General features: G+C 47.8%; 8 protein-coding genes. 3 read left to right on the top strand and 5 right to left on the bottom strand.

Annotated features, from left to right (window positions below):
• Positions 1-77: 77 nt before the first annotated feature.
• The gene (locus NL647_RS14525) at positions 78-2,399 is read right to left on the bottom strand and encodes a Tex family protein (RefSeq protein WP_017189965.1); all 2,322 of its coding nucleotides are present in this window, start codon (positions 2,397-2,399) and stop codon (positions 78-80) included.
• A 209-nt stretch (positions 2,400-2,608) separates the two neighbouring features.
• Between NL647_RS14525 and NL647_RS14530 the strand changes: the two genes are divergently transcribed.
• Complete coding sequence (locus NL647_RS14530) at positions 2,609-4,492, top strand: RimK/LysX family protein (RefSeq protein ID WP_154203273.1); 1,884 nt, start codon at positions 2,609-2,611, stop codon at positions 4,490-4,492.
• A 72-nt stretch (positions 4,493-4,564) separates the two neighbouring features.
• On the opposite strand, the gene greB is transcribed toward NL647_RS14530, so the two are convergent.
• Entirely contained in the window at positions 4,565-5,050 is a 486-nt protein-coding gene (gene greB / locus NL647_RS14535) for a transcription elongation factor GreB (protein WP_005448472.1), read from the bottom strand.
• 214 nt (positions 5,051-5,264) lie between these two features.
• On the opposite strand from greB, the gene ompR reads away from it, so the two are divergent.
• Entirely contained in the window at positions 5,265-5,984 is a 720-nt protein-coding gene (gene ompR / locus NL647_RS14540) for a two-component system response regulator OmpR (RefSeq protein WP_005430151.1), read from the top strand.
• A 125-nt stretch (positions 5,985-6,109) separates the two neighbouring features.
• The gene (gene envZ / locus NL647_RS14545; RefSeq protein ID WP_005448471.1) at positions 6,110-7,402 is read left to right on the top strand and encodes a two-component system sensor histidine kinase EnvZ; all 1,293 of its coding nucleotides are present in this window, start codon (positions 6,110-6,112) and stop codon (positions 7,400-7,402) included.
• A gap of 77 nt (positions 7,403-7,479) precedes the next feature.
• Here envZ and NL647_RS14550 read toward each other — a convergent pair whose 3' ends face one another.
• The 3 genes from NL647_RS14550 to recG all read right to left on the bottom strand — a co-directional run bounded on the left by NL647_RS14550 (position 7,480) and on the right by recG (position 13,372).
• A complete protein-coding gene (locus tag NL647_RS14550; protein ID WP_050922472.1) occupies positions 7,480-8,871 on the bottom strand; it encodes a uracil-xanthine permease family protein in 1,392 nt (463 codons plus the stop codon).
• A 252-nt stretch (positions 8,872-9,123) separates the two neighbouring features.
• Positions 9,124-11,085, bottom strand: coding sequence for a S9 family peptidase (locus NL647_RS14555; RefSeq protein ID WP_017189968.1), 1,962 nt, complete (start codon positions 11,083-11,085; stop codon positions 9,124-9,126).
• Between the two features lie 205 nt (positions 11,086-11,290).
• On the bottom strand, positions 11,291-13,372 hold the full coding sequence (gene recG / locus NL647_RS14560) for an ATP-dependent DNA helicase RecG (RefSeq protein ID WP_050939261.1): 2,082 nt from the start codon (positions 13,370-13,372) through the stop codon (positions 11,291-11,293).
• Positions 13,373-13,474 lie beyond the last annotated feature (102 nt).

Raw genomic sequence — 13,474 nt, forward strand, 5'->3', positions numbered from 1 at the left:
CGCTCCGAGCAGATTACCTGACCGGAGCGTTTCTTTTTTAGCTATGAAAACGAGCTAGCGGTGAAGCCTAGGCGAGATTACTTTTTCGCTTTAGCAAACGCTGCTGCAAAAGCACCGCCCATCGCGCTGTTAGATGACGAGTCATCACGGCGAGGCTGACGACGTTGCGGTTGGTCATTACGACGCGGTGCTGCTGATGAGCGTTGGCTGCGGTTGTCTTGACCCGGCTCGTCGTTCATACGCATCGATAAACCAATACGCTTGCGCTGCACGTCCACTTCCATCACTTTTACTTTAACGATGTCGCCCGCCTTCACCACTTCGCGTGGATCAGACACAAAGCGGTCTGTCAGTGCAGAGATATGTACGAGACCGTCTTGGTGAACGCCGATATCAACAAAGGCACCGAAGTTGGCTACGTTAGACACCACGCCTTCTAGAATCATGCCTGGTTCCAAGTCAGATACCGAGTTTACGCCTTCTGCAAACGTCGCCGTTTTGAATTCTGGACGCGGGTCACGACCCGGCTTATCTAGCTCTTTGATGATGTCTGTAATGGTTGGCACACCGAAGTTATCGTCGGTGTAATCGACCGCATGCAGACCTTTTAGGAAGCTTGAATCACCAATCAGTGCTTTGATGTCTTTGTTGTTCTTCTCAGAGATCGCTTTTACCACTGGGTACGCTTCTGGGTGAACCGCAGACGCATCAAGAGGGTTCTTACCATCCATAATACGTAGGAAACCTGCACACTGCTCGAACGCCTTAGGACCCAAGCGAGGCACTTTCTTCAAGGTCGTACGTGCTTCGAAACGACCGTTTTCATCACGGAAGTCGACAATGTTCTGCGCGATGGTGCTCGACAAGCCCGCTACGCGCGTCAGTAGCGCTGCAGAAGCGGTATTCACGTCTACGCCGACCGCGTTTACACAGTCTTCCACAATCGCATCTAGGCGTTTTGCCAACATTGATTGGCTAACATCATGCTGGTACTGACCCACGCCAATTGATTTAGGATCGATTTTCACTAGCTCAGCCAGTGGGTCTTGCAGGCGACGGGCAATCGACACCGCACCACGCAGAGACACGTCCATATTTGGGAATTCTTTTGCTGCAAGCTCAGACGCTGAGTAAACCGATGCTCCCGCTTCACTCACGATGATTTTCTGAACTTTCAAGTTGCCACGTTTGATGACGTCGGCGACAAAGCTGTCGGTTTCACGTGAAGCCGTGCCGTTGCCGATCGCAATTAAATCCACATTGTACTTGCGTACCAACTGATCAACGATTTGTGCTGATTTGTCGTATTGCTTTTGTGGTGGGTGAGGGTAGATGGTTTCGGTTGCAAGCACCTTACCAGTCGGATCGACAATAGCGATCTTCGAGCCTGTACGCAGACCCGGATCGAGACCAAGTGTTGCGCGAGGACCTGCCGGTGCTGCCATCAACAAGTCTTTTAGGTTAGTGGCAAATACTTCAATCGCTTCGATTTCTGCGCGCTCTTTCATTGCGCCCATTAACTCGGTTTCCATGTGCATCGATACTTTGATGCGCCATGCCCAGCTGATCACTTGCTTACGCCACGTATCCGCAGGTGCGCTGCTAAGTGTCACGCCGTAGTGGTCAGCGATAATCGTTTCGCAGTAAGACTGACGCGCGCCTTCTTCCTGTTCTGGATCGGCATTCATTGCCAATGTCAGGAAGCCTTCGTTACGACCACGTAGCATTGCCAGTGCGCGGTGCGATGGTACTTTGCTTAATGGTTCGTTGTGGTTGAAGTAATCTTTAAACTTCTCACCTTCTTGCTCTTTGCCTTCAACGACGCGAGCACCCATTTCCGCATTGCGGTTTAGGTGACCACGGATTTTCTCCAGTAGGTTTGCGTCTTCCGCGATGCGTTCCATGATGATTGCGCGAGCGCCATCCAGTGCGGCTTTGGTGTCTGCCACACCTTTGTCTGCATCAAGGTATTTGCTTGCTTCGCTTTCTGGCTCAGTTTGCGGATGATTCCAAAGCTGGTCTGCAAGTGGCTCAAGACCCGCTTCAATCGCGATCTGACCTTTGGTGCGACGCTTTGGTTTGTAAGGTAAGTACAAGTCTTCAAGACGAGTCTTGCTGTCTGCCTGAGTGATCTCTTGTTCTAGCTCTGGTGTAAGTTTGCCTTGTTCTTGGATCGACTTCAGGATGGTTTGACGACGATCATCAAGCTCACGAAGGTAAGACAGACGGCTGTCTAGAGTACGCAGTTGGGTATCATCAAGTCCGCCTGTTACCTCTTTACGGTAACGTGCAATAAATGGGACAGTGTTACCGTCATCGATAAGGGTTACAGCAGCGTTGACTTGCTCAGGGCGAACATTCAGCTCTTGAGCAATCATGCGACAGATAGCTTGGCTCATCCGTGTATTCTCTTTAATTCTGTTTAGGTATTGGTTGTGTATAGAACATTGGGGTCATTCATGGAATTTGCAATGTTTTAAACTAGTCACGCGAAAATTTACCGAGCGCTGGTGGACATCAGTCAGATTTGTGTCAAAACTGTAAGTAAATTGAGAACTTATACATTTGGTTATCGACTAACCCTGTACCTTAGCTCATACGGAAAATAATGATGAAGAAAATGTCTTTGGCTTTGGCGCTCTCTGGTGCCTTATTGGCGACGCCGCTCGCTTGGTCGCAAACACTTTCCGCGACCACTCAAAATCCGATTTACCAACTTGATGATAAAGTCGTATTGGGGCGAGTAGAGAGTGTTTACTACAGCGAAATTCCTGAGCTAAGCGATGTGCCTTTTATCGGCAAGATTGATACCGGTGCAGATACCACCTCAATGCACGCAGAAAACATCCACGTTAGCAGTAGTAATCCTGAATACAAGAGCCTTAAAGATGACAAGCTGATGTGGGCCATCATTGATGATCTTGGCGGCACCAAAGCCAAATGGGATGCCGATAGCTTCGAGCCGTATCAAGTCACCGTGAGCTTCACTATTCATCATCCGTACACAGGTAAAGAAATTAAGATCACTGATGATCTTGAACGCATCAGTGCGATCCGTAGTCGTACCAGTGAAAAACCAATTTTACGTCCGACAGTGAAAATGCCGATGACCATTGCAGGGCACACTGTGGACACCGTGGTCAACCTGACCAAGCGCACTCAATTCTCAGCCCCTATCTTGATTGGTAAGACTTACCTCGATAACAACGCGTGGGTGTTTGCTGGTTACGATTACCTACAAGAGCAACAAAAGGCGCAGATGATCGGCAAGAAAGAAACGGTGGAAGTGGAAGGGGTGCCATACAAGGTAAGCATTTCGACCACCAGTCGTTACACCAACGTACATGCGCTGAACATCAAAGTCGATAAGAAGAAAAACCAAGTTTCTTTCACCCTTGAAGGCGAAAACGGTAAGCGTCACCCAATGACATTGCCACTCGTGCGTATGTTGAAAACCAGCAAGAGTGAGCGCCCTTTGGTTTACCTTCCGGTGCAAGTGAGCGAAACCGAGACGCAACAATGGCTGGTATACCTGCGTGATCGCAGCGGCTTCAGCTCACAAATCCGTCTGGGCAAAGACGTGGCAAGCCAGCACTTCGTGATCGATACCGACAAAGAGAACTTGCTCGGTGGTGTTGAAAAGTCATTTAAGAATGCTCTGAAATCTAAGCCATTGGTTATCTCACCAGAAGAGTCAGTCAACATTGATGGTCATGTACTGCCTGCGTATCCAACTTTCGCGGTGAAAACGCCGCTGTTGCGTGTCGATGGCTTTGAATTGACAGAAAAAGACAAGAAAGAAGTGGTGACCTTCTACCTGCCAAGCGCGAACGGCAAGGAAGAGAAAATCACTAAACGCGTATTGAAGAAGCTCAAAGTGGGAGATTCGGTTCGCCCAGTCGTCGAAGGTGACTTCCTGTTTGGTGATGAAGAGAAGAGTATCGAATTTGCCATTGATGTACTGGAGAAAGACGATCAAGCACAGCCGTTCTTTGTCTTTGGGCATAACATGGCGAAAGGCGGCGTATTGCTAAATACACGTGCAGACCACTTACTAGATGCGCGCCCGTTGTTTAGAGCGGGCCACATTGAGGTGGCGGAAGTGGAAGGCATGTCTTTCCCTGTGAAATTGGATACGGGCGCGGATGTGAGCTCAATTAATGCTCATAACATCAAGCAGTTCGAGAAAGATGGTAAAGACATGGTGAGCTTCACCTACGAGAACGACAGCGGCATGAAGAAAGAATTTACCAAGCCCGTTGTCGACGTGATGCGCATCAAAGCCAAGAAAGGTGAGAAAGCCAACGTACGCCCTGTGGTGGAAATGCACGTTAAGCTGGGTGAACTGGAGAAGAAGATTCGCGTTAACTTGCAAGATCGTAGCCGCTTCCATTACAGCATGATTCTGGGTAAGAACTTCTTGAAGCACGGTGCGATCGTTGCCAGCGATACCAACTACATTGTGACCGAGAAGCCAGACTACGAAGAGTAATCCTCAAGATTGGTATCTAAAAATGCAAAAGCCGCACTAAAAAGTGCGGCTTTCTTTTATCCGGTCGCAGAATCAATGTTCTTCGGCTTGGTAGCGAATGCTGTTGATAAACCATTCTTTGTAGCCTTCCGGCGTTCTTACTGCGAATTCGTCATCGACTTCTTTTTTTAGTAGTGCACGAGCCATTGGGGAATCAATTGAGATATAGCCTTTTGCATCACCATAGATTTCATCGGGACCAACGATGCGGAAATTCTTCACATCGCCCGCTTCATTCTCAATTTCCACCCAAGCACCAAAGAACACTTTGCCTTCTTGCTGAGGCGAGTAATCCACCACTTTGACTTGCTCTAGGCGCTTACGTAAGTATCTGACACGACGGTCAATTTCACGCAGGCGTTTTTTGTTGTACTGATAATCTGCGTTTTCGCTTCGGTCGCCCAAACTTGCTGCCCAAGTGACTTTTTTGGTGACTTCTGGGCGTTCTTCTCGCCATAAAAAGTCGAGTTCGGTTTTTAGGCGATTGTAGCCTTCACGGGTAATTAAATTGGTTTTCATTAGAAGTAAATCAGCCGTTATTGGATTCTGTTGATCATATTAGCCTTGATTTTGTCTGACTGTAAATTGTTGTGGTGAGAAGAAAAATAATGCGAAACGTCGAAATAAATCATCAAAACCGTGGCTAAGATAAAAAGAGTAACAATTTGCACAAGCACGTTTGAAAAAACAGTGATACATTTTTGACTATAGATGCCTCTGAAAGGATGTTTCAATGCAGGAAAATCATAAAATATTAGTGGTTGATGACGATGCTCGTTTGCGTGCTCTTTTAGAGCGTTACCTTTCTGAGCAAGGTTTTCAGGTGAGAAGTGTCGCTAACGGCGAGCAGATGGATCGTCTTCTGACCCGTGAAAACTTCCACCTTATGGTGCTGGATTTAATGTTGCCGGGCGAAGATGGCTTATCGATTTGTCGTCGTCTACGTCACGCCAACAACATGCTACCTATCCTTATGCTGACGGCGAAAGGCGATGAAGTTGATCGTATCGTTGGTCTTGAAGTAGGTGCAGACGATTACTTACCAAAGCCGTTCAACCCGCGTGAACTGCTAGCTCGTATTAAAGCAGTACTTCGCCGCCAAACGGTTGAACTGCCAGGTGCGCCAAGCACGGAAGAGAAAGTGGTTGAGTTCGGTGACTTCCGTCTGAACCTCGGTACGCGTGAAATGTTCCGTGGTGATGAAGCGATGCCACTGACGTCGGGTGAATTCGCAGTGCTGAAAGCGCTTGTGACCAACGCTCGTGAGCCGATGTCGCGCGATAAGCTGATGAATATGGCTCGTGGTCGTGAATACTCAGCGATGGAGCGTTCTATCGACGTTCAAATCTCGCGTCTACGCCGTATGCTAGAGGATGATCCAAGCAAGCCGCGCTACATCCAAACGGTATGGGGCTTAGGTTACGTGTTCGTCCCAGACGGCAAAGAAGCGTAATTACCTCTAAGGTCTGCCGATAATACTCGGCTGCTCATATTCCACCCTCAAACCCCCTTCCTGTTTGAGGGCTGGAAACTCGCAATTAATGTTGTTCACTAGGAACAGTCCATTAGGAACTCTCCATGCGAATCCGAAGTTCATTTACACAATCCATTCTGCTGTTTATCTCTTTGCTTCTCGCTAGCCAAGTCTTTTCTTACTACGCCGTTTTTAACTACGCGTTGATGCCAAGTTTGCAGCAGTTCAACAAAATTCTCGCTCACGAATTGAATCTAGTGCTCGATGAAGATGGTTTACTCAAGTCCGATGCGCCACTCCGTCATCAACTGCTGGAAAACCTGGGCGTGACGGTACATAGCGTCGATAGCGAGATGATGAATGAGTTCAATCATGCGATGTCGATTGATTTGATGTCGGAAGAGATGACGCAAGAGCTCGGTTCTCCAACGGAAGTGCGTTTGCTGCTTGGCAGTGAAAGCTACATTCTGTGGATGCGTATCGATCAGTTGCCGAACTCCATCATCCGTATTCCGCTCTCTGAACTGCAAGAAGAAGATTTTGCTCCGCTGTTCCGTAACAGCTTGATCATGGCGCTTCTGATCATTGCTGGTGGCTGGTTGTTTATCCGTTTGCAAAACCGACCTTTGATTGCGCTAGAAAAAGCCGCGAAAGGAGTAGGTCGAGGTGAAATTCCGCCGCCATTGCCAGAGAAAGGTGCTTCAGAAATCCGCTCTGTAACTCGCGCATTCAACCAGATGTCGAAAGGCATTCAAGAACTGGAAGAAGATCGTGCGCTACTGATGGCAGGCATCAGCCACGACTTACGCACGCCGCTGACGCGTATTCGCCTTGCGACAGAAATGATGTCACCTGAAGACAGTTACTTAGCCGAAGGCATCATCAGTGATACCGAAGAGTGTAACGAGATCATCAGTCAGTTTATGGACTACCTCAAGCCAGTAAATAAAGAGTCGTTTGAGCAGGTGGACATCAATACCATTACCAGCGATGTAGCAACGTCGGAAGGGGGTTATGAAGTCGAAATCGAAACTGACCTCAACCCTACGATGCCAACCGCGAAAGGCAGTCCAATCGCGATTAAACGCGCGGTGAGTAACCTTGTGGTCAATGCTCTGCGTTATGGTAATGGCTGGGTGAAAATCAGTACGGGCGTCACCGCCGACAAACAGCTGGTGTGGGTTTGTGTTGAAGACAATGGCCCAGGCATTGAGCAATCACAAATCGCACGCTTGTTTGAACCTTTTACTCGTGGTGATACTGCTCGTGGCAGTGAAGGGACAGGCTTGGGCTTAGCCATTGTTAAGCGCATCGTCAGTCAACACTCTGGCTCGGTTGTGGTACGTAACCGTAGTGAAGGTGGGTTAAGCGCGCAAATCAGCTTCCCAACCAAGTAAGCTTTCTTCGCTCAACTGATTCCAATAAAAAAGCCCAACCAAAGTCTGGTTGGGCTCCCCGATCATCCTAGGCAAGGTTAGGATTCTTTTATCTCTTGAGCTACCAGCTCATCTTCCTCTTCCAATTTTTCTGGAAGCAGTAGGTTCAATACGATAGCGGTGATGCCGCCTGCTGCCACACCTGTTGAGAAAATGCTCTTAATAAACTCAGGCATGAATTGCAGAATTTCAGGTTTTTGTGCAATGCCCAAACCCATCGAGAATGACAGTGCCATGATTAGGATTGCGCGGCGATCAAGGTCGACACGAGAGATGATGCGTACGCCCGCTGCAGCAATGGTACCGAACATCACGATAGTCGCGCCGCCCAGAACTGGCTCAGGAATCAGCTGAACAAAGCTTGCCACGCCCGGGAACAGCCCCAAAATTACTAGCATGCCTGAGATGAAGTAACCCACATAACGACTTGCTACACCAGTGAGCATGATGATGCCGTTGTTTTGGCTGAAGGTAGAGTTCGGGAAGCTGTTGAATACCGCAGCAATGGCTGAGTTTAGGCCATCTGCCAATACGCCGCCTTTGATACGCTTCATGTAAACCGGACCTTTTACTGGCTCACCGGAAACTTCAGACGTTGCGGTAATGTCACCAATTGCTTCTAGTGCCGTAATGAAGAAAATCAGAACCAGTGGAATAAACAACGACCAGTCGAAGCTTAAGCCGTATTGCATTGGGATCGGCAGTGCGATGAGGTCAGTTTCGCCCAGTGTTGACGTGTCGACCATGCCCATGAAGTACGCCATGACGTAGCCAACCAGCATTGCAATTACAATTGATGCAACACGTAGGTATGGGTTCTTTGAGCGGTTAAGGATTACGATCAAGCCAAGTACTGTGCCAGCGAGAGCTAACTTGTCTAGGCTACCGAAAGAGCCATCGCCCATTGCAGCATAGCCTCCGCCCATTGATACCAAACCCACTTGGATAAGCGTCAGACCGATAAGCGTCACGACGATGCCAGATACCAATGGCGTGATGATGCGGCGTGCGTGTTCTAAAACGCGAGATAGCAGGATTTCTGCAAAAGACGCTACCAAGATAGTACCGAAAATCGCTGCCATCATGGTGCTAATGTCCGCGCCGCCGGCTTTAAGAGAAAGACCCGCACCAATGATTGGACCAAGGAAGTTGAAGCTGGTGCCTTGCACTGAAAGTAAGCCAGAGCCGATAGGACCAAAGGTACGAATTTGAATAAAGGAAGACACGCCAGATGCAAACAGCGACATGCTGATGATGGTGTTGGTTTGGTCAGCAGGCACACCCAAAGACTGACAAATGATCAGAGAAGGGGTGATAACGGCTACGAACATCGCCAATAAGTGCTGAAGTGCAGCAAAAATGGTCTGAGGTAATGGTGGGCGATCGTTTAACTGATAGACCAGTTCCGAAGTTCGGTTTGAAGTTGTCATGTTTGTCTCGCTAGTCGCAATAATTCTTGCCCCAGAGCTCGCTGAATGGGAGTGCTGGGTGGAGTTGACGTTATGACCTGTGATTGCTGTTAATCAGTGTCAACTCAGGTTGGTTTGATGTGACAAGGTGCACACCATAAATTTTGAGCGCGATTATAGAGGGATTTATTCAAAAAGCAAACGTTTGCTTTGGGCTGAAAAGAAAAGGCGATAACGGAATGGTTATCGCCTTTAAGGTTTTACATTGGGAGTTTAGTTTTTTAAGTGTTTATCGAAGAACTCACCAATTTGAGTAAGGTACTTGGCTTGGTGCTCATCATTATAAAATCCGTGCCCTTCATCGCCGATCACCATTGTTTTGTGCGGATAATTGATCGCTTTGAGCGCTTCCACTAAGGCGTCAAATTGTTCAATTGGTGCTCGCTCATCTTTGGCTCCGTGGACCAACATAATGTCTGCTTTTAGCTTGTCGACATGATGAACGGGTGACATGGATTGAAGCTCTTTCTTATCACGACCGATCACTTCTTCTAGATAGTTAACGCCTGACTTGCGGTCTTTTACGTCGCCTTCAGTGTAAAGCATTTCAAGGTCATAGACGCCAAAGCTACCTACTGCACACTGGAATAGTTCCGGTTCGACGATAGCACTTTGAAGCGCACTGTAGCCACCAAAGCTACCGCCAGAAATACAGATACGATCGGCATCGGCAATACCTTGCTTGATGATATGGCGAGTGGCATCAATGATGTCGTATTGAATATTGGTACCCCATTTACGGTATCCAAGTTCTTCAAAATTATCTCCAAAGCCACCACTACCACGGAAGTTGATTTGCAGAACAGCATAGCCCTTTTGAGCTAAGAACTGGTTCTCTGGATTGAATTCCCACCAGTCACGCGGTCCGTGAGGTCCACCGTGCGGGTTCACAATCAAAGGTAGGTCCTTTTCCGCTTTACCCGGTGGAAGTGTTAGCAAGGCATTGATTTCCTGCCCGTCTCTTGCCGTGAAAGCAAATGGACGAACTTCTGCCATTTTTTTCGGGTCGTGCCATTTCTGTGCAGAGAAGAGGTATCGACCTTCGACAGGATCTGTGTTGAATAGGTAATAATCGCCGGGATTACGGTCATTAAATGCCAGAGCAATGAATTTATCGCCATTTTCTGTTTGGCTAAGAATACGGACTTGATGACCTTCAAATGTCGCCAGTAGTTGCTTCAACTGCTTGCTCAGCGGGTGCTTGTCGTCCACGAAGGCATAGGTTGGATAGTCTTTTTCATATTCAATGGCGTACAGTTGCTTGGATTGCTGATCAAGCCAAAAGTTATGTGGTGAAACCTTTTCGCCAGCAACCACTTCTTTGTATTTTCCTGTTTTTAAATCAACATGGTAAATCGCTTGGGGTGAGCCGTCTTTACTTGCTGCGGCATAAATCGAATGGTTGTTTTCGGCGAAGGAAATGGGGGTTAGTTCTTCTAAATTGAGTTTGTCTAATGTCGCGATGGATTGCCACTTGTTGCCATTGCGATAGAAAGACTTGAGTTTGAGATCATCACCAGAGCCCGTTACAAAGCCGACTTGGTTATCATGGTTAACTAGGAAATAGCTGTTTCTGATAGGGGCTGACATCTGCTTGGTCGCACGACCATTGTAGACATTGACTTTGTAGACGTCTTTTTCCTCTTCCATGTCAAATGAGCGGTTGTATGGAATCGCAGCAATCAGCATGTGCTTTTCGTCATTTGGCATTGGGTCTAACATGATGCCGAAGGCGCGAGTGGCTTTGCCTCGTTTAGAAACGCTGCTGCCGCTTTGTGGTGGTTGAGGACCGAACAGGTAGGCGGTTTTAGAACCGTCGACATTCGCGGCAACAAATTCACCTGTGGGTGAGGGTTGAGTAAACCAGCCCGTGAAGGTTTCTTTTGAAGCGACAACGCGCTCATTGTTGACCCAGTAATAATCGGCTACTTGCTCGTTGTCTGGGAATCGAAGCATGTTGGTTGGCTTCATTGTTTGTGCGTCGAGAATGACCAGCGCATCTTTACCATCCACTTTGGATTCGACCCCAAGGTATTTACCATCAGGGGAGAGTTTTGGGTTAAAAAAGCTCGATCCTTTAGCGAACAATTTCGCCATATCTGAGGTGTCAGCAAATGCTGAACCACTACTTAGAATACAGGCTGAAGCCAACAGCCTAAGGCAGGTACTCTTCATTTCTACTCCTTGAAACGTATTTATTATCAGAGTGGAGGTTAGCAGTAGTGCTTAACTAACCTAGCCGATAGCACAACGCATCTGTGTGTTGTGTTAATAAAACGTTATTGATTTTACATATTTAAAATCAATAGAATAGAAATTTAGATGTGATTTAGTTATCGAATTGATGAAAGAAACGTCTTACTTCTAAGGCGCAGCCCGTTTACGCCTTAGAATAAATGTCACGCTCGCCTAACCAACGGTCAATAATTGCGGTCGCATTCGTCGGGTAGTTGTCATGAATGTAACGTGCAATGCGTTGAACTTCCGGAATTAAGCGCTGATCTCGCACTAAGTCGGCGATTTTAAAATCTGCCAAGCCAGTTTGCTTGGTACCAAGAAGCTCACCCGGTCCACGAATCTCTAAGTCTTTCTGTGCAATCACGAAGCCGTCGTTGCTTTCTCGTAATACGCCTAAACGTTTTTGGGCGGTTTTTGATAGTGGCGAGTGATACAGCAACACACAATGGCTCGCCACTGAGCCTCGACCAACACGACCTCTAAGCTGGTGCAACTGAGCTAAACCTAAACGCTCTGGGTTCTCGATGATCATCAGGCTGGAATTGGGTACGTCTACACCTACTTCAATCACTGTCGTTGCGACCAGCAAATGCAGCTTGTTGTCTTTGAAATCCTGCATCACCGCTTGCTTCTCAGCGGGCTTCATTCGTCCGTGCACTAGACCAATTTTTACGTCAGGCAGTTTACGTTGCAGCTCTTCTGCAGTGTCGGCAGCAGCTTGAGCCTCCAAGACTTCGGACTCATCAATCAAGGTACATACCCAATACGCTTGTTTGCCTTCGTTTAAGCAGGCATTGCGCACTCGTTCGACGATATCATCGCGTTTGGTGTCTGGAATTGCGACCGTCTGGATTGGTGTTCGACCCGGTGGTAACTCATCAATCACCGACGTTTCTAAGTCGGCATAAGCAGTCATGGCTAATGTTCGCGGAATTGGCGTTGCTGTCATGATGAGCTGATGTGGATAAGCGCCTTGTTTTGCGCCTTTCTCGCGTAGCTCTAAGCGCTGGTGGACACCAAAGCGGTGCTGTTCATCAATAATGACCAAAGCAAGATGATGAAACTCAACATGCTCTTGGAAAAGGGCGTGAGTGCCCACTACCATTTGTGCTTCACCACTGGCAATTCGGGCTAGTTCGGCTTCTTTGGCTTTACCTTTCAATTTGCCCGCCAGCCAACCGACCTGAATGCCCATTTTCTCGAACCAATTAGCGAAGTTAATCGCGTGCTGTTCGGCGAGTAGCTCGGTCGGTGCCATTAAAGCGACTTGATAGCCGTGTTCAATTGCTCTGACTGCTGCGAGTGCGGCAACTAAAGTTTTCCCCGAGCCTACGTCACCTTGAACAAGGCGCATCATTGGGTGCGTTTTTTCCAAATCGGCTTCAATTTCTTTAACGACTCGTGCTTGAGCATTCGTCGGCGAGAAGGGCAATTGAGCCAGTAGTTGCTTTTTCAGCGAGTTACACAACGCCAAAGGCAATGCAACGTCCTGTTGTCCTTTGCTGCGCACTGCCAACATAGAGAGGTTCTGCGCCAGTAATTCTTCCATGATCAAACGAATTTGAGCTGGGTGTTTACCTTCATCAAACTCATCCAAATTAATGGTTGGAGGCGGTCGATGAATCGTATGCAATGCTTGCGACATGGTGATCTGGTGATTGTACAAACCGGAAGGCAGCAACTCTTGCACTGCGGCTTTATCGAGGAGTGATAAGGCTTGTTCCGTCAGGTTACGCAAAGTGATTTGACGTAACCCATCGGTGGTTGGATAAACGGGGGTTAAGCTTTGTTCCACATCCGGCTTTTGTTCACTTACATAAAACTTGTAGTCAGGGTGAACAATCTCTAAGCCCATACCACCACGCTTTATTTCACCGTAAGCGTGTACTAACTTACCATTCGAGAAATTGTTCTTCATCGCGGCAGTAAAGTTAAAAAAGCGTAGAGTAATGGTGCCATTGCCGTCGCTGATTTTTACTGTCAGCATTTTGCGTTTGCCGAAAGTAGTATCGACAGCCATGACTTTGCCCTGTACCGCTGCCCAGAGCCCAGCATGCAGCTTGGCTATTGGGTAAATGCGAGTGCGATCTTCGTAACGAAGAGGAAGGTGGAACAGTAGATCTTGAACGCTATGCAAGCCAACTTTGGCGAGTTTTTCTGCGACTTTGGCGCCAACTCCAGACAGAGAGGTTAAAGGAATAGCAGATAACATTTGGGCAGACATAGCGGGCTCAAGAAAATAGTTAACATAGCAGTATGTTAACCACGAAGCTGTGTTTTTGTACAGGGAAAAATACAGCTTCGTGAGGAGTCGAATTTCGCTCCT

The organism is Vibrio sp. Y29_XK_CS5, from assembly GCF_024181835.1.
Classification (GTDB): Bacteria; Pseudomonadota; Gammaproteobacteria; order Enterobacterales; family Vibrionaceae; genus Vibrio; species Vibrio harveyi.

Bases quoted from the DNA above. Each gene is read 5' to 3' on its own strand.
- NL647_RS14525 (WP_017189965.1), bottom strand. From the start codon at position 2,399: ATGAGCCAAGCTATCTGTCGCATGATTGCTCAAGAGCTGAATGTTCGC.
- NL647_RS14530 (WP_154203273.1), top strand. From the start codon at position 2,609: ATGATGAAGAAAATGTCTTTGGCTTTGGCGCTCTCTGGTGCCTTATTG.
- greB (WP_005448472.1), bottom strand. From the start codon at position 5,050: ATGAAAACCAATTTAATTACCCGTGAAGGCTACAATCGCCTAAAAACC.
- ompR (WP_005430151.1), top strand. From the start codon at position 5,265: ATGCAGGAAAATCATAAAATATTAGTGGTTGATGACGATGCTCGTTTG.
- envZ (WP_005448471.1), top strand. From the start codon at position 6,110: ATGCGAATCCGAAGTTCATTTACACAATCCATTCTGCTGTTTATCTCT.
- NL647_RS14550 (WP_050922472.1), bottom strand. From the start codon at position 8,871: ATGACAACTTCAAACCGAACTTCGGAACTGGTCTATCAGTTAAACGAT.
- NL647_RS14555 (WP_017189968.1), bottom strand. From the start codon at position 11,085: ATGAAGAGTACCTGCCTTAGGCTGTTGGCTTCAGCCTGTATTCTAAGT.
- recG (WP_050939261.1), bottom strand. From the start codon at position 13,372: ATGTCTGCCCAAATGTTATCTGCTATTCCTTTAACCTCTCTGTCTGGA.